The sequence below is a fragment of the Bacillus sp. MRMR6 genome (genome assembly GCF_001940785.1).
Lineage (GTDB): Bacteria > Bacillota > Bacilli > Bacillales > Cytobacillaceae > Neobacillus.
Genome location: NZ_MSLS01000053.1, coordinates 1 through 17,156 on the forward strand (window position 1 = coordinate 1; position 17,156 = coordinate 17,156).

The following is a 17,156-nucleotide window of genomic DNA, read 5'->3' on the forward strand; positions in this document are numbered from 1 at the left end:
GTTCTTCCCTAACAACAGAACTTTACGACCCGAAGGCCTTCATCGTTCACGCGGCGTTGCTCCGTCAGACTTTCGTCCATTGCGGAAGATTCCCTACTGCTGCCTCCCGTAGGAGTCTGGGCCGTGTCTCAGTCCCAGTGTGGCCGATCACCCTCTCAGGTCGGCTACGCATCGTCGCCTTGGTGAGCCGTTACCTCACCAACTAGCTAATGCGCCGCGGGCCCATCTGTAAGTGTCAGCGAGAAGCCGACTTTCAGCTTTTCCTCATGAGAGGAAAGGGATTATCCGGTATTAGCATCGGTTTCCCGATGTTATCCCAGTCTTACAGGCAGGTTGCCCACGTGTTACTCACCCGTCCGCCGCTAACCAAGAGGTGCAAGCACCTCAGGATTCGCTCGACTTGCATGTATTAGGCACGCCGCCAGCGTTCGTCCTGAGCCAGGATCAAACTCTCCATGAAAGTTGATATAGCTCATTTGTTACGTTGGCTTCATTTCAATCAAGAAACGAAAAATATTATTTGTTGACATTTTTGTTTGTTTAGTTTTCAAAGATCAATTTTTACCTCATCACCCAAAAGCGACTTTATTAATATATCATTAACCACCGTCCATGTCAACAACTTTTTAAAATAAGATAAGTTGCTTGCGACGACTTTTCATATATTACATTAGATTAATAGATTGGTCAATAGTATTTTCAAAAAAAATTAACCGCTGTTATCCAGCGGCAATAAATCACAGTATCCATGTTTGAATAGCAACTAACGCAAATAACCCTGGAATCCCTAGAAAACCCGAAACGGCTGATGTAGCAAAATTGATTGGAACATGAATCCCTACACTATTACCTGCCGCATTCAGGAAGAACAAAAATAACGCCCCAATCAATAATTTAATAACAGCTTGGCCAACAAACCTTACTGGTTTAAAAGGAGCTCCAAAGAATAACATCATCAAAATTAGACCGCCTAGTATAGAAATAACAACAATTGGTTCCAAAAAAGCTATCCCCCTTAAGGTCCTTTTTAATTACAAGTTATGTACAAGTTATTAAAAATAGACCTATCGGGATAGCTTTTCTTTACCTATTTATTCTTACATTTCGATGTTTTGCTTCTTTTAATAGAAAAAAGTATTTTACTTCTGCAATTTTTGTCTGACAGATTGCTTCTTCCGAGGGATCAAAACTTCTATCTAATAATTGCTTTTGATTTTGCCAATGATCTTTATGTTCACTTAACTGCATTAAGAGCTTTTCATCAAACTCTTTTCGCAGCCATCCTTTACGGCGAAAAAACATAGCTAATTCCCCCGATTTATAATTCTCTGCGGCCTTCTATCGCTTTTGATAAAGTTACTTCATCAGCATATTCAAGATCCCCGCCTACAGGAAGGCCATGGGCAATTCTAGTTGTCTTAATTCCTGAAGGTTTTAACAAACGTGAAATATACATTGCGGTAGCCTCTCCCTCAATATTGGGATTAGTAGCTAATATTACCTCTTGTACTGTTTCGTCCTGGAGACGTTTTAATAAGTCAGGAATATTTATATCCTCAGGACCTATTCCATCCATCGGAGAGATTGCCCCGTGCAAGACATGATACAGCCCATTAAATTCCTTCATCTTTTCCATAGCTATTACGTCTTTTGGATCTTGAACTACACATACAATACTTTTGTCTCTTCGTACATCCTCGCAAATATAACATGGGTCTTGATCCGTTATATGTCCACAGACGGAGCAATAGGTTAAGTTCCGTTTTGCATTAACTAACGCTTTTGCAAAATCAAGAACAGTATCCTCCTTCATACTTAAAATAAAAAAAGCCAGACGAGCGGCAGTTTTTGGGCCGATACCTGGCAACTTCATAAAGCTATCAATTAGCTTAGAGATTGGTTCAGGATAATGCATTTTTCAGTCATCTCCTCGAAAAACATAAGCGCCTTTGTCAGGGCGACAGTTGCTTGGGTCCGCCTATAAACGGCAGGACCCAAGCGACCTCGAAGACCTAGGCACTGGAGCCCACCTTACTAAAATGGAAGATTCATTCCTTTTGTAAATTGGCCCATCGTATTGTTTGTTAACTCTTCTACCTTTTTAAGGGCATCATTTGTTGCAGCTAGCACTAAATCTTGAAGCATTTCTACATCGTCAGGATCTACTGCTTCAGGTTTAATGATTACATCTACTACTTCTTTATGACCAGTAACCACAACAGTCACCATACCGCCGCCTGCTGTACCTTCAATTTTTTGCTGTCCTAATTCTTCTTGTGCCTCTGCCATCTTCTTTTGCATTTTCTGCATTTGTTTCATCATATTTTGCATATTTCCCATACCACCACGCATCATTCATTACCTCCAATAATTAGTCAATAATTTCTACAAACTCAGCACCAAACAAACTTTTTGCCTCAGCAATATGCGGTTCTTCCTCTGGCTGAGATCCTGAAACTTCTCCGCTATCTGTTTGGCTGCTATTTAAAAAGCTTTCTCGAATGGTTAGCCACTGGTCTTCAGGTACACCTAATACTGCATACCTGTTACCAGTTAGTTCTTGCAGGGCCTGTGTAACAGTTTCAACAAAACGACTGTTATCCATTGCCATCTGGCAGTGAATTTCATGCTTGAATTTTAAAATAAATGCATTTGCCGAAGCCGCAGCTGGCTCAGCTTCATTTAATAGGGCTGCATGCGATTTCATTAGTCTAGCTCTCATTTCGCCCCATTTGCCTTTAAGCTTATTCAAATCATTTTTTGTTGCACTCTTTAATACTTCGTTTATCTTTCCGACCTGAGGCTGGAAGCCCTTCCTTGATGTCCTTTGAGCAGGCTTCCCAGCAGGTGCCGCGGTTTCTTGTGAAATGGCAACGCCTGTTACCTTTAATTGCTGGAGTTCTTGCTCAAGCTGGTCAACTTTTGCAAGCAATTGAGATATTTGTTCTGACGAGGCCTGCTCACCTTGTTTGCTTTCAATTTGACACAACTTAACGATCGCTACCTCTAAAAAGATCCTTGGATGGTTTGTCCAACGCATTTCCTGCTGTGTTTTATTCAGTAAATCAATTAACTGGTAAATTTGTTCATAAGGAACGAATTCAGAAATAGTTCGGAACTCTTCATCGAGCATAACTCTTTCTAATGACTCTTCAAGATTTGGTGCCGTTTTATAAAGCAACATGTCACGATAATATAATATGAAATCCTCTATAAAACGCGCAGGATCTTTCCCATGAAATAAGAGTTCTCCCAAAGCTTCTAAACCGCTGGCTACGTCCTTTTCTTGAACAGACCTTGCGAGCTTATTCAAAAACCCCATTGAAACGGACCCTGTTACAGTCAGAGCATCTTCAACCGTTACTCGTTCCTGGCTAAAGGAGATTGCCTGATCTAAAAGACTTAAGGCATCCCGCATCCCGCCTTCTGCAGCTCGGGCAATTAACTGCAATGCTACGTCATCACAAGTCACGCCCGTTTCATCGACGATTAACTTCATTCGATTAACCATCGATTGTGCTGTAATACGTCTGAAATCAAAACGCTGACACCGTGAGATAATCGTTAATGGTATCTTATGAGGCTCTGTCGTGGCTAATATGAAGATGACATGCTTAGGCGGTTCCTCCAAGGTTTTTAACAAGGCATTAAATGCACTGATCGACAGCATATGTACTTCATCAATGATATAGACCTTGTAGTTAACAGCCGTTGGAGCAAATTTCACCTTATCCAAGACATCTCTCATTTCCTCTACACGAGAATTGGAAGCTGCGTCAAACTCTAACACATCTGATATTGTCCCATTCGTAATACCCTTACAAGAATCACATTCATTACATGGCTCCGAAACCGGTGATCTTTCACAATTGACTGCTTTTGCTAAAATTTTCGCAGCACTTGTTTTCCCCGTTCCTCTGGGCCCATTAAATAGATAGGCATGAGAGATTTTTTGTTGAAGCAGGGCGTTCTGCAATGTTTTGGTTACATGTTCTTGTCCTACTACATCAAAAAACTGCTGAGGACGCCAAACACGATATAAAGCTTGATATGCCAAAAACAACAGCCCCCTTCAATATTTCATCCTTCTTATTATAACGTATCATTTTCTATTTTCCAAAGTGTATTCTCAGGTAATACGAAAAAACTCATCTCCAGTGGAGATGAGTTGATTTCTAATATAAACTGCCGTGCACCTTCCGTCGACTGACGCCCATAGGCGCTGCTTAAGCAGTTAGCTCGGCCCAGGCAACCCTGCGGCACATGGGAGCTTCCACTTAATGCTGCTTCCTTCCGGACCTGACATGGTTCATGGATTCCCATTGCGCAGGACCCGGGCGTCAACACCACTTACTTAAGCCGGACCCTACAGGACGTGCAGCCTCAGGAAGGGATTCAGCCTCGCTAGAGCGGATTGCGAGTACAGGGCACCGCTACCTCCCCGCCTAGCACGGCAAAGTTGATACCAAATGGTAGTGCGTCTATCTGACGCTTTTTTAGTATACTAATAATCCATGAAAAAATCAATTGTTATTGTTTGTAAATTATTGTAAATTGTTTTTCCTTTGTAATTTCCTTCTCTCTCGAAGATTACGGAAAAAGTTTGATAACAATTGTCCGCATTCCTCTGCTAACACTCCGCTCGTCACTTCACTTTGATGATTAAACCTTTCATCCTGCAATAAATTCATAAATGTCCCGGCACAGCCCCCTTTAGGGTCTGCTGCACCATAAACAACTCTTTTTACTCTTGATAATATAATTGCACCGGAACACATTGGACAGGGCTCTAGGGTGACATACATTGTCGCATTTTCAAGCCGCCAAGACCCTACTGCCTTACAGGCACGGTCAATTGCAATTAGCTCCGCGTGTGCTACTGCTGTTTGCTCTGTTTCCCTTAGATTATGTGCCCTTGAGATGATTTTTCCATCCAATACAATGACTGCTCCGATTGGTACCTCGGCAAATTCTTCAGCTTTCCTTGCTTCCTTAATTGCTTCTTTCATATAGTATTCATCTTGATTTAGTTCAAACATTAATTTAGACCGCCTGCCTTATTTAAGTAGTTAACTTATAAAAAATAGTAATTATTCATCATCAATCTCTACTCTCTCTCATAAAATGGATGTAGCGTATTTTAGGGGGGAAGAAAAATGCAGATTCATGTTGTTCAGCGGAATGAATCATTAACCACCATTGCAAGAGCTTATCAAACAACTGTTAATGATATTGTAGAAGCAAATGATATCCCCAATCCAAATAATCTAGTCGTTGGTCAAGCAATGGTAATACCCATAGTCGGTAGCTTCTATTATGTACAGTCTGGTGACAGTTTATGGTCTATTTCACAAAAAGTAGGAATACCCTACCAACAATTAGCCGAAATCAATCAGCTTCAGACAAATCAGCCTCTTCGTGTTGGCTTGCGTCTTTATATACCGCAAAGGCCCAAAACTAGAGCAGAATTCAATGCCTATGTCGAGCCTCGTGGCACAACCGTTGCACCTGCCTTAGAAGAAAGTGCACGTGAAGCCGCACCATACTTAACCTACTTAGCACCCTTTAGCTTTCATGCTCTTCGTGATGGCTCTTTAAGGGAGCCGCCATTAAATAATCTTCCGGCAATTGCTAGAGCTAATCAGAATACTCTTATGATGGTAGTAGATAATCAAGAAGAAGATCAGTTTAGTGATGAATTAGGCCGCATCTTATTAAATGATATTACGATTCAGGACCGCTTCTTAAACAACATTGTCACTACTGCAAAGAAATATGGTTTTAAAGATATTCATTTTGACTTTGAATTTTTACGTCCTGCAGATCGTGAAGCCTATAATACCTTCTTAAGAAAAGCTAAGGCTAGATTTCAAGCTGAAGGCTGGTTAATGTCAACCGCTCTTGCTCCAAAAACAAGTGCGACTCAAAAAGGTGAATGGTACGAAGCACATGATTATCGGGCACATGGTGAAATTGCAGACTTTGTCGTGATTATGACTTACGAATGGGGCTATAGCGGAGGACCCGCTATGGCAGTATCCCCTATAGATCAAGTTCGCAGAGTAGTTGAATATGCCCTAACCGAAATGCCCGCTAATAAAATTATGATGGGGCAGAATCTATACGGATATGATTGGACACTTCCATTTGTTCAAGGATCAGTAGCAAAAGCTGTGAGCCCTCAGCAAGCGATTGAGATAGCAGCTGCTAACAATGTAGCGATTCAATATAATACAAAAGCACAAGCTCCCTTCTTTACCTATACAGATGCAGAAGGCAAGCAGCATGAAGTATGGTTCGAAGATGCCCGTTCCATTCAAGCGAAGTTTAATTTAGTGAAAGAGCTCAATCTTAGAGGAATGAGTTACTGGAAGCTTGGTTTGGCTTTCCCTCAAAATTGGCTTCTTATTGTCGATAATTTTGATGTGGTAAAACGTTCATAAAATGGACTTCCATCAGTGGGGGATAAAAATTTACATCTAAAAACTGCCGTAATTCGGCAGTTTTTTCGTATATTCGACATGAAATTTATTTCTTCTATAATTTCCATATCCCTTCCTGTGAAAGATTATGATAAAATAATCTTTGTGTCAATCAAGGGAGCTGAAAATTGGCTCTTAACTGGACAACTTTCACTAAAAACGTATATCAGTTTCTACTGGATCACATAGAAATTGCAGGCAGTGGAGAAGGAGGACATGCAATGGGGGAAATACCCTTTATTACCGTTGAAGGGCCAATTGGTGTAGGCAAGACATCTCTCGCAAAAGCCATTTCTGAGCATTTCAATTTTGCGTTATTAAGAGAGATCGTAGATGAAAATCCATTTTTGGGGAAGTTTTATGACAATATTGAGGAATGGAGTTTCCAAACGGAAATGTTTTTTCTCTGCAATCGCTATAAGCAATTAGGGGATATTAATAGTCAGTATTTAAGTAAAAATAAGTCTGTAGTTGCTGACTATCATGTTTTTAAAAACTTAATCTTTGCACAACGGACATTAAGTTCTGATGAGTACAAAAAGTACTATGAAATTTATCAAATTCTGACAAAAGATATGCCGAGGCCTAATGTCATTATTTATCTAAATGCAAGTCTTGATACGCTGTTAGATAGAATAAAAATCAGAGGACGAGAAGTAGAAAAAAACATCAGTCCCTTATATTTAGAGCAATTATCAATTGATTATGAACAAGCCATAACGAGCTTTGAACATACACATCCTGAGATACCTGTTCTCCGTTTTAACGGCGACGAACTAGATTTTGTAAAAAATGGAGCAGATTTAGAATATATAATTGAAAAACTTACACGATCGTTAAAGAATAACAGCACGACAAACATAAAGTAAACTCGCCGATTGGCAAGCCTAGGGCGTAGACAGAGGCGTAGTTGTACTTATGCGTAATAGTAGTATAAAATTTCTGCGAAATTTTATACTTACTATCAGCCGAGATAAGAATTGGGGGATGTTAGTGAGTATCGTTATTGGTGGTATGATTGGTTTAGGTAAAACAAGTGTGGCAGATACATTAAATACCCACTTTCGCAGTAAAGGAATAGAGAGTAAAGTTTTTTATGAAGCGGTTGATGATAATCCAATCCTTCCTCTTTATTATGAATTAACACCTGAAGAGTTAGATGCTAAAAGAATTCCGTTTTTATTACAGTTATTCTTCTTAAATAAACGTTTTAAAACAGTAAAGGACTGTGTAAGCTGGAAAGAACCAATTTACACCATTCAGGACCGTTCAATCTATGAAGATTGGTACTTTGCATACGTTAATAAAAACCTCGGAAGAATCTCAGATCTTGAGTTTAAAATTTATGAGGACCTTGTTGAGAACATGATGGAAGAGTTAAATGAACTACCAAAGAAAGCTCCGGACCTAATGGTTTATCTTAAGGGTTCATTTGATACTGTTATTGATCGAATTATGGCACGAGGCAGAAGCTTTGAAATCAATCCTGAATTAAAGGAATATTATTTCGAAGTGTGGAAGGGTTATGATGATTGGGTAATCAATCATTATAATGCTAGCGAGGTATTGATCATTGATATGGACCATACAGATGTCGTGAAGCGAAAAGAGGATGCTGTCCGAGTTTGCCATGAGGTTGATGAAAGATTAGCTGAAATACTAAATTTGACTAAAGCACATATTGGCTAAGCCAGTATGTGTTTTTTATTAGAAAAGCGAATCTCCGTTTAACGAGCATATGGCATGGAGCGCTTCGACTGGAATAAAGGAATCACAGAGAGCGGAGCAATCGGATATTGACAGTGAAAGAGCAAAGGACATTAGCCTTTGGGCGCTGTAGCTGGACAAGTATAAAAGAATAAAAAAAATCCACTACAATTGCTTGTAGTGGATTTTATCTCCAGGTTTTATGCGCGATAGTTCATTGTTTTTAAAATAGATGGCGGAGGAAGAGGGATTCGAACCCCCGCGCGGTGTAACCCGCCTGTCGGTTTTCAAGACCGATCCCTTCAGCCGGACTTGGGTATTCCTCCGTATCAACAAAAAATAATATATCAAAAAACAATAACCATGTCAACATATTAAAAACATTTTTTTCAGGACAGAGCTTAGTCTGCCCTGAAAAGCAGGTTGATTATTCTGGTCTAATAGACTCTCGGTTTCCCATATATGGACGCAGAGCCTTTGGAATAGCTACACTGCCATCTGCTTGCTGATAATTTTCTAGGATAGCTGCTACCGTTCTTCCAAGAGCAAGCCCAGAGCCATTAAGTGTGTGGACATGCTCTGGCTTTGCTTTTAGATCACGTCGGAAACGAATATTTGCACGGCGTGCTTGGAAGGCTTCAAAATTACTGCAAGAAGAAATCTCACGGTATGTACCATAGCTAGGAATCCAAACTTCAATATCGTACTTTTTAGCAGCAGTGAACCCAAGGTCCCCTGTACACATACTTAATACACGGTATGGCAATTCAAGCAGCTGTAAAACCTTCTCTGCGTCCTTCGTTAGCTTTTCAAGTTCCTCATAAGAATCTTCCGGCTTAACAAATTTCACTAATTCAACTTTATTAAACTGATGCTGACGAATCAAGCCTCTTGTGTCACGCCCTGCAGATCCTGCTTCAGAGCGGAAACATGCGCTGTAAGCCGCAAAGCGTATTGGAAGTTCATTCCCAGATAATATTTCATCTCGGTGTAGATTGGTGACAGGCACCTCAGCAGTTGGAATTAAGAAGTAATCTTCACCTTCAATTAAAAACGCATCCTCTTCAAATTTTGGCAGCTGGCCAGTTCCAGTCATGCTCGCACGGTTCACCATATACGGCGGCAGAATCTCTTTATAGCCATGCTCATCAACATGAAGATCAAGCATAAAGTTCATTAGGGCACGCTCGAGGCGAGCTCCAAGCCCCTTATAAAATACGAAACGGCTGCCGGTAACCTTGCCCGCACGTTCAAAATCAAGAATACCTAAGTGATCCGCAACGTCCCAGTGCGGCTTTGCTTCGAATTCGAAGGCGCGTACCTCGCCCCATTTTCTAATCTCCACATTATCATCTTCTGATTCACCAATCGGAACACTATCATGTGGGATGTTCGGAATGCTTAATAACAACAATTCAAGTGTTTCCTCTACTTCGCGGAGCTCATCATCTAAAACTTTAATTTGTTCCCCTACTTCACGCATTTCTAAAATTAAATGATCAGCATTTGCTTTTTCACGCTTAAGTACAGCAACTTGTTGAGAAACCTCATTTCGTTTACTTTTTAATTGTTCTGCTTCAACAATTAAGTCGCGGCGGCGTTGATCAAGATCTTCAAATTTACCAAGGTCTGTTAAATCCTCTCCGCGATGCTGAAGCTTTTTCTTTACTTCTGCAAAATTGGTTCTTAATACTTTAATATCAAGCACTGTTTACATCTCCTTTTCCATAAAAATAGGCTGTGTTAATGGATACTGTTGATTTTAGAACCTGTTGATTGGAGTGAAAGGCGCTTGACTCATCGAAAATGAAAATCACATTTTCTTCGTGCGATGTTTCGCTACCGTAGCCTTCCTTGTCCTACGGGATGTACGAGCTGAGTGAGACCCCACAGGTGCGAAGCTGTAATAGGCTCACGGGCGAGCCCGCGGAAAGCATAGCGCCTGTAGCGTAAATCAACAGCCTAGTTTAACACAGCCTAAAAATAAAAAAACTCCCGCCCCTGAAAAACAGGGACGAGAGTTACCCGCGTTACCACCCTGGTTGACAGATATAGTCTGTCCACCTTGAAAAAAATTAACGGTTTTGACCCGAAAGTACTTACTGACCCTAAAAGGCGTTCCATACCTTACTCGAGGAGGGATTCACAAGCTTCAAACACCGATTTCCACCACCCATCGGCTCTCTTTAGTATGAATTTCTTGTTACTATTTCCTCTCATAGCTTTAACAATATTATTTGCTTATTAATTTACTATAATTTTTTACCTAATGCAACCAAATTATACAAGCTGCTTTGCTTTTGATTCTTTCACCATTTTAATGAAGTAGGCGGTAAGGTCATGACTATCTGTTAACTCCGGATGAAAGGAGCAGCCTAAAAACTGTCCTTCCCGTGCCGCAACGATGCGGTCGTTGTGCTTTGAAAGAACTTCCACTTCTGCTCCAGCTTCAACAATATGCGGTGCACGAATAAATACAGCAGGGAAGTTTTCAGCTACGTCTTTGATATCGAGGTCAGCCTCGAAGCTATCAACCTGCCGTCCAAAGGAATTGCGTTCGACCGTAATGTCCATCACACCAATATGTGGTTCATGTCCATTAAGGTTTTTTGCCAAGAGAATAAGCCCTGCACATGTGCCGAACATCGGCTTTCCTTCACTTGCAAATTCTTTAAGTGCATCCATAAAATCATATTTATCGATTAAGCGGCGCATGGCAGTACTTTCTCCGCCAGGCAGAATGAGCCCATCTACTTCCTTTAATTCTTCTTTTCGTTTAATGGCTATTCCTTCTGCACCACATGCTTCCACAGACTTTATATGTTCACGGACTGCACCTTGTAAGGCTAGTACACCTACTTTAACCATATAAATGCCCCTTTTCTTTCTGTCTAGCTCCGAGCACCATCGCCTAGTGGGCTTCCCTCTCCTCACCTCGATAAGTCAACATCGAAGCGCAAAAAACGCGCTTCGTGTTTCCTTTATCTCATTCGGAGCGGTCCAGCCCATACGGCGATAACCGGGTGCTCTCCGCTTTTCTTTCTTCTAGCTCCGAGCACCCATCGGCTTGGGTCATAAGCCAATCCGTCCAGAAGGTTAAAGAGCAACCTTCTAGCCGTCTCGTCTTATGCCTGTCTCCGATAACCAGGTGCTCTCCGCTTTTCTTTCTACCAGCCACGCTCTTGCATGCGTGCTTCTGGAGCTAGTGATGAGATTTCGATACCTTTCATTGGCGTACCAAGGTTTTTAGAAAGCTCAACAATTAGCTTGTAGTCTTTGTAATGAGTAGTAGCTTCAACAATAGCTCTTGCAAACTTTGCAGGATTTTCTGACTTGAAAATACCAGATCCTACAAATACTCCATCAGCTCCTAACTCCATCATTAAGGCTGCATCTGCCGGAGTTGCCACACCACCAGCGGCGAAGTTCACGACTGGAAGACGGCCGAGACGCTTGATTTCAAGAAGTAATTCGAAAGGTGCACCTAGTAACTTCGCTTCAGTCATCAGTTCATCTTCATTCATCCCTACGACTTTGCGAACCTGTCCATTCACCTTGCGGATATGACGGACTGCTTCAACGATATTACCTGTTCCAGGCTCTCCTTTTGTACGAAGCATTGAAGCTCCTTCACCAATCCTGCGGGCAGCCTCGCCAAGGTCACGACAGCCGCAAACAAATGGAACTGTGAAGTCTTTTTTATAAAGATGATATTCTTCATCTGCTGGAGTTAATACTTCACTCTCATCAATATAATCTACGCCCATAGCTTCAAGTATACGAGCCTCAACAATATGGCCAATTCTCGCCTTTGCCATGACTGGGATTGAAACCGCATTAAGTACCTCTTCCATTATTCTAGGGTCTGCCATTCTAGCAACCCCACCAGCTGCACGGATATCTGAAGGTACACGCTCTAATGCCATTACGGCTACTGCACCAGCCTCTTCAGCAATTTTTGCCTGTTCCGCATTGATGACATCCATAATGACGCCACCCTTTTGCATTTCTGCCATACCTCTTTTTACACGATCCGTACCTGTTTTCATTTCAAATCCCCCTTTATTTTTATTTTAGTAATTTTCAAATAATGGTAGTTATATGTAGGAAATTTTTAGTTATTCAATCGGAATTCGATTGTTTCCATAAAGACATTAAAGCAACAAAAAAGGATTCCTGTCAAGCCAGGAATCCTCTGTTAAATATTTCCTATCTACTTAAAACCAACCTTTAACCGTTGAAGAAACACCGCTCCAAAGGTCTCCAAAGAAGCCGCCAATTCCTCTCATCATTAAGACAAACCAGTTTGATTTCTCTACATCTTCTGCAGCAATCACATCTACTTGGATGCTCTTTTGCCCTTCATCATTAACAAAGCTTAGTTTATCTCCTGTTTTAGATTCAATTGTTAAATAGCCAACTTTATCACCTTTTTTAACAGGGGCTGTCAATTCGCCATTTTTATTGATTTTATCTTTATCTAAAACAAGCACAGGCTGATAATTTTCTTTCTCACCTGCAGCTACTACTAGATTAATTGCTGATTCAGTGTGAATTTTCACCTTATCTTCTTTTCCTTTTAAGACAGGAAGAGTTTTATTTCCTTTAACTTGATAATTCTTCGGAATAATTTCTTCTAAAGAAAAATTACTGAAGGCATAATCCATCATTCTACGTGTTTCATCAAAACGAGCTTTATAGCTTCCGTTGCCATTAGAATCCTTTGCATTTTGAACAACTGTGATATATCTCTTACCATCACGTAAGGCCGTTCCAGCAAAACAGTATCCCGCAAAATCGGTAGTTCCTGTTTTAAGCCCGTCCATTCCTTCATAGCCATAAACTAGACTTGGAAGCATCCAATTCCAGTTTTCCATTTTGATTTCGTCATCTGTGCCCTCTCTAAAATTCTTTTTAGGGGTGCTGGCTGTAGTTAGAACATCCGGAAAATCTGTAATCAAATGTAAGGCTAGTCCAGCAACACTTCGCGCAGACATTACATTTTCATCACTAGCCTCTGTCCCTTGCGGGTGTTGGCCTTGATAATCTTTATTGTTTAAACCAGTCGAGTTAACAAACTTATAATCCTTTAAACCTAGTTCTGCTGCTTTATCATTCATCATCTTCACAAAATTTGTTTCTGAACCGGCAATGACTTCTGCAAGTGCAATCGTTGCGGCGTTAGCAGAATAGATCACCATTGCTTCATATAATTCCTGAACTGTATATTTACCGTCTGCTCTTAATGGTACATTCGAAAGAGCTCGATTTTGCGAAATTTTATAAACAAGCTCACTAACGGAATATTCTTGATCCCACTTAACATCACCGTTTTTTATTGCCTCTAGGAAAATATATTCTGACATCATTTTGGTCATACTTGCAATTCCTAGTACACTATCAGCATCTTTTTCATATAAAACTTTGCCTGTTTCGGCATCTATCAAAATTGCTCCGTCAGCATTCACATTTAATGCTGCCTCTGCCTCGGCTCTATTAAAGCCAGTAAAAAGGCTAAAAAACATAATCACTGCCAACGAACTGGCAAATAGCTTTCGATAAAAATGTTTGTTCACTGTTATGCCCTCCAACGAATTATTACACCTTGGTTATTTTAACATAACTAGGCAGCAAATCATAGACAGAGGAAATACCTATCTTTTTCTATTAAAATAAATAACAAAAACAGAGGGAAAATGATTCCCTCTGCCATACCTGTACTATAGTGAGTAGTTTGGAGCTTCCTTTGTGATTTGAACATCATGAGGATGACTCTCTCTTAAACCTGCACCTGTCATTTTAATAAATTGCGCATTATTTCTTAAATCGTCCAAATTCGCAGTACCGCAGTATCCCATCCCTGAACGGATTCCGCCAATAAGCTGATAAATTGTGTCTGCTAGAGGGCCCTTATATGGGATCCTGCCTTCAATACCTTCTGGGACAAACTTTTTATTGTCTTCTTGGAAGTAGCGGTCCTTAGATCCTTTTTCCATCGCAGCTACTGAGCCCATTCCACGATAAACCTTAAAGCGGCGGCCTTGGAAAATTTCTGTTTCACCTGGGCTCTCCGAAACACCTGCTAATAAACTTCCGAGCATAACTGCATGTCCGCCTGCTGCTAGGGCTTTGACGATATCACCAGAGTATTTTATCCCTCCGTCTGCAATAATCGCCTTACCATGCTTACGAGCCTCTGTAGCACAGTCATACACGGCTGTGATTTGAGGTACTCCGACACCTGCAACAACTCTGGTTGTACAAATTGACCCTGGACCAATACCTACCTTTACAATATCTGCCCCTGCCTCAATCAAATCTTTCGTTGCCTCGGCTGTTGCAACATTACCAGCTATGATCGTAATGTCAGGGTTAGCACTTCTAATATCCTTGACTGTATCTAGAACACCTTTAGAATGTCCATGGGCTGTGTCGATAACAATGACATCTACATTAGCCTTAACGAGCATATCAACCCGCTTCATTGTGTCTGCCGTAACACCAACAGCTGCACCTGCTAATAACCTGCCTTGTTTATCCTTTGCTGAGTTCGGAAATTCAATTACTTTTTCAATATCTTTAATCGTAATTAGGCCTTTTAGGACTCCTCTTTCATCAACAAGCGGCAATTTTTCTATTTTATATTTCTGAAGTATTTTTTCTGCCTCTTTTAAGGTAGTTCCAACTGGTGCCGTAACTAGGTTCTCTTTTGTCATGACATCTGAGATCTTGTAGGAATAGTCTTGAATAAATCTTAAATCACGATTGGTTATTATTCCAACTAACCTTTGCTCATCTAAATTATTTACAATCGGAACACCTGAGATTCGGTATTTTCCCATTAAATGTTCTGCATCATAAACTTGATGTTCGGGAGTTAAGTAGAACGGATCAGTAATAACACCACTTTCAGACCTTTTTACCTTTTCAACTTGCTCTGCTTGCTGCTCGATTGTCATATTTTTATGAATAACTCCTAATCCGCCTTGGCGGGCCATTGAAATTGCCATCTCTGCTTCTGTTACAGTGTCCATCCCAGCTGCAATAATAGGAATGTTTAATTTTACCTTAGGGGATAATTCCACTTGAAGACTTACATCACGCGGTAAAACTTCTGACTTACCCGGAATTAATAATACATCATCAAACGTTAATCCTTCTTTTGCAAACTTACTCTCCCACATTTTTATGGCCTCCAGGAAAAATTTTTTAATTGTAGATTATCAATTGGACAAAATACTGTCAAGGAAGATGTTTTTATTTAACTTTTCTGAAAAAGGAGATTTTAACTTGGCTATTCAATTTAAGGGCTGGGATAGCTATACCTGCTTCTTCTCTGCAGAGTATTCCCAAGCCTATTTAAAAAACAAATACACTAAATTAAATATTGATCAAGCTGAACAAAAAAGTTATGAAAATTGCTATCCATTTTTATATTATCTTGAACATGGGCAAATTTATTATGAACAGGCGGAAAAGGCACCGTTAATTTTAAAACCCATCCTCCTTTTCTATGGCCTTGCACATTTAATTAAAGCGTGCGTTTTGACCGTTGATCCAGCATATCCTGAAACAACCTCTGTCCTTGCACATGGAGTATCAACAAGAAAAAGAAAAAAGCAAAATTACCAATTTTTTCAAGATGAGGTTAAAATCCAAAAAAATGGACTCTTCCCATTTATCTCTGAAAAGCTGTTTCACATGAAACAACTAGAAGGAGAAAAAGTTATTATGGAAGATTTATTAAGACAGATTCCTGAATTAAATGGTCTATTCTCTCTACAAGAGGGAGCTAGCACTTTTACCCAAATATATACTCAAGATGGGCAAATGGTAATACCCGAAAACATTTTAGACCAGTATCATATGACTGAAAGCAGATTTAAGGAATTTTTAATCTCTAGATCGAACAGCCAGATTGAGTTTTCTGAAGAAGGATTAGTATTTACATTTAACGGAACTCCCTTTAATGCGAGTTCACCGTTGAAATATGATTTAGAAAAACATAGCTATGTTCTTCCACTGAAAAAAGGTGATTTATTATTATATCCTGAACTGTTAATACATTATTTACTATTGTATAACTTGAGCATGATTGCCCGTTATGAAACAGAATGGTGGAGCGAGTTGACCAAAATGATGCCTAATAGGGACTACCCTTTTATTTATTCTTTTTTGTTGAATACTCTTCAAAAGGGGCCATTTCTTATTTATGAGTATTTGATGGGAGAATAACTATTTATTATCACAAGATCAATGATAAATTACTTGTTATAGGGAAATAGTGTTCAAAGTCGACACCTATAACAGCTTTAAGTAACCTGTTCGGAACAATTGTTAAACAAAGAGGTTACTTATCGACGCTCTTAGTGACCTCTTTTACACATATCTCTGGCAAAGCGGTCACTAATAACCTAGCTACGTTACTCAACTGAAAAAAAAGACAACCCTATTAAGGATTGTCTTTTCATTTGCCTGGCAACGTCCTACTCTCACAGGGGCGCCTGCCCCAACTACCATCGGCGCTGAGAAGCTTAACTTCCGTGTTCGGTATGGGAACGGGTGTGACCTTCTCGCCTTAATTACCAGACTATTTTAGTTTGAGGTTTCATTCCCTCAAAACTAGATAATGTAGAAGAAGTTTTGTAAAACCGAGTTCACCTTACTCATATTGCTATGTTTTGTCCAGCTTTGGCTCCTAACTCTTCTGTCGTTTCGGTCCGTCTCTACAAATCCAAAGTGAAGGATTTGTAGTGCCGSCCCTCCAACGCCTCTCAGAGTTGAACAGTCGCCTACGCTTTTCTATTTGGTTAAGTCCTCGAACGATTAGTATCAGTCAGCTCCACACGTCACCGCGCTTCCACCTCTGACCTATCAACCTGATCATCTTTCAGGGTTCTTACTAGCTTGCGCTATGGGAAATCTCATCTTGAGGGGGGCTTCATGCTTAGATGCTTTCAGCACTTA

The 17,156-nt window shown here is 40.3% G+C and carries 15 protein-coding genes, 1 tRNA gene, 3 rRNA genes, 1 other RNA gene and 1 other annotated feature; of the genes, 4 read left to right on the forward strand and 16 right to left on the reverse strand.

Translation table 11 applies throughout. From position 1 onward, the window contains the following. The 8 genes from BTR25_RS25590 to tadA all read right to left on the reverse strand — a co-directional run. Positions 1-460, reverse strand: a 16S ribosomal RNA gene (locus BTR25_RS25590); the annotation flags it as partial. 277 nt (positions 461-737) lie between these two features. Continuing rightward, positions 738-1,001, reverse strand: a complete 264-nt coding sequence (locus BTR25_RS25595; protein ID WP_075690792.1) for a pro-sigmaK processing inhibitor BofA family protein — start codon at positions 999-1,001, stop codon at positions 738-740. Between the two features lie 82 nt (positions 1,002-1,083). Further along, the gene (locus tag BTR25_RS25600; RefSeq protein ID WP_075690793.1) at positions 1,084-1,302 is read right to left on the reverse strand and encodes a YaaL family protein; all 219 of its coding nucleotides are present in this window, start codon (positions 1,300-1,302) and stop codon (positions 1,084-1,086) included. Between the two features lie 16 nt (positions 1,303-1,318). Further along, entirely contained in the window at positions 1,319-1,915 is a 597-nt protein-coding gene (gene recR, locus BTR25_RS25605) for a recombination mediator RecR (RefSeq protein ID WP_075690794.1), read from the reverse strand. 119 nt (positions 1,916-2,034) lie between these two features. Continuing rightward, positions 2,035-2,352, reverse strand: coding sequence for a YbaB/EbfC family nucleoid-associated protein (locus BTR25_RS25610; protein ID WP_075690806.1), 318 nt, complete (start codon positions 2,350-2,352; stop codon positions 2,035-2,037). Between the two features lie 19 nt (positions 2,353-2,371). After that, positions 2,372-4,057: a DNA polymerase III subunit gamma/tau gene (gene dnaX / locus BTR25_RS25615; RefSeq protein ID WP_075690795.1), complete on the reverse strand. Its 1,686-nt coding sequence runs from the start codon at positions 4,055-4,057 to the stop codon at positions 2,372-2,374. A 131-nt stretch (positions 4,058-4,188) separates the two neighbouring features. Then, positions 4,189-4,454: signal recognition particle sRNA large type (ffs, locus tag BTR25_RS25620), an RNA gene on the reverse strand. 90 nt (positions 4,455-4,544) lie between these two features. Further along, complete coding sequence (gene tadA / locus BTR25_RS25625) at positions 4,545-5,039, reverse strand: tRNA adenosine(34) deaminase TadA (protein WP_075690796.1); 495 nt, start codon at positions 5,037-5,039, stop codon at positions 4,545-4,547. A 117-nt stretch (positions 5,040-5,156) separates the two neighbouring features. Here tadA and BTR25_RS25630 point away from each other — a divergent pair, with 117 nt between their 5' ends. The 3 genes from BTR25_RS25630 (at position 5,157) to BTR25_RS25640 (ending at position 8,171) form a co-directional block, all read left to right on the forward strand. Further along, a complete protein-coding gene (locus BTR25_RS25630) occupies positions 5,157-6,443 on the forward strand; it encodes a LysM peptidoglycan-binding domain-containing protein (protein ID WP_075690797.1) in 1,287 nt (428 codons plus the stop codon). Between the two features lie 260 nt (positions 6,444-6,703). After that, on the forward strand, positions 6,704-7,351 hold the full coding sequence (locus BTR25_RS25635; RefSeq protein ID WP_075690798.1) for a deoxynucleoside kinase: 648 nt from the start codon (positions 6,704-6,706) through the stop codon (positions 7,349-7,351). A 118-nt stretch (positions 7,352-7,469) separates the two neighbouring features. Further along, positions 7,470-8,171, forward strand: coding sequence for a deoxynucleoside kinase (locus BTR25_RS25640; protein ID WP_217696988.1), 702 nt, complete (start codon positions 7,470-7,472; stop codon positions 8,169-8,171). Between the two features lie 251 nt (positions 8,172-8,422). On the opposite strand, the gene BTR25_RS25645 is transcribed toward BTR25_RS25640, so the two are convergent. From BTR25_RS25645 to guaB, 6 genes are all read right to left on the reverse strand, one after another. Next, a tRNA-Ser gene (locus BTR25_RS25645) sits at positions 8,423-8,515 on the reverse strand. 101 nt (positions 8,516-8,616) lie between these two features. Continuing rightward, the gene (gene serS / locus BTR25_RS25650) at positions 8,617-9,897 is read right to left on the reverse strand and encodes a serine--tRNA ligase (protein WP_075690800.1); all 1,281 of its coding nucleotides are present in this window, start codon (positions 9,895-9,897) and stop codon (positions 8,617-8,619) included. A 299-nt stretch (positions 9,898-10,196) separates the two neighbouring features. Beyond that, positions 10,197-10,418: a binding site (T-box leader), on the reverse strand. A 51-nt stretch (positions 10,419-10,469) separates the two neighbouring features. Then, positions 10,470-11,057, reverse strand: a complete 588-nt coding sequence (gene pdxT / locus BTR25_RS25655) for a pyridoxal 5'-phosphate synthase glutaminase subunit PdxT (RefSeq protein ID WP_075690801.1) — start codon at positions 11,055-11,057, stop codon at positions 10,470-10,472. 299 nt (positions 11,058-11,356) lie between these two features. Next, on the reverse strand, positions 11,357-12,238 hold the full coding sequence (gene pdxS / locus BTR25_RS25660) for a pyridoxal 5'-phosphate synthase lyase subunit PdxS (protein WP_075690802.1): 882 nt from the start codon (positions 12,236-12,238) through the stop codon (positions 11,357-11,359). Positions 12,239-12,406: 168 nt separating this feature from the next. After that, positions 12,407-13,714 (reverse strand): serine hydrolase, encoded by a 1,308-nt coding sequence (locus tag BTR25_RS25665; protein WP_175596899.1) that lies wholly within the window; start codon positions 13,712-13,714, stop codon positions 12,407-12,409. A 195-nt stretch (positions 13,715-13,909) separates the two neighbouring features. Further along, positions 13,910-15,373, reverse strand: coding sequence for an IMP dehydrogenase (gene guaB / locus BTR25_RS25670; RefSeq protein ID WP_075690804.1), 1,464 nt, complete (start codon positions 15,371-15,373; stop codon positions 13,910-13,912). Positions 15,374-15,479: 106 nt separating this feature from the next. On the opposite strand from guaB, the gene BTR25_RS25675 reads away from it, so the two are divergent. Beyond that, the gene (locus BTR25_RS25675; protein ID WP_075690805.1) at positions 15,480-16,424 is read left to right on the forward strand and encodes a YaaC family protein; all 945 of its coding nucleotides are present in this window, start codon (positions 15,480-15,482) and stop codon (positions 16,422-16,424) included. Between the two features lie 238 nt (positions 16,425-16,662). Here the strand turns inward: BTR25_RS25675 and rrf are convergent. Both rrf and BTR25_RS25685 read right to left on the reverse strand, forming a co-directional pair. Continuing rightward, positions 16,663-16,779: ribosomal RNA gene (gene rrf / locus BTR25_RS25680) — 5S ribosomal RNA — on the reverse strand. 216 nt (positions 16,780-16,995) lie between these two features. Beyond that, positions 16,996-17,156: ribosomal RNA gene (locus tag BTR25_RS25685) — 23S ribosomal RNA — on the reverse strand; the annotation flags it as partial.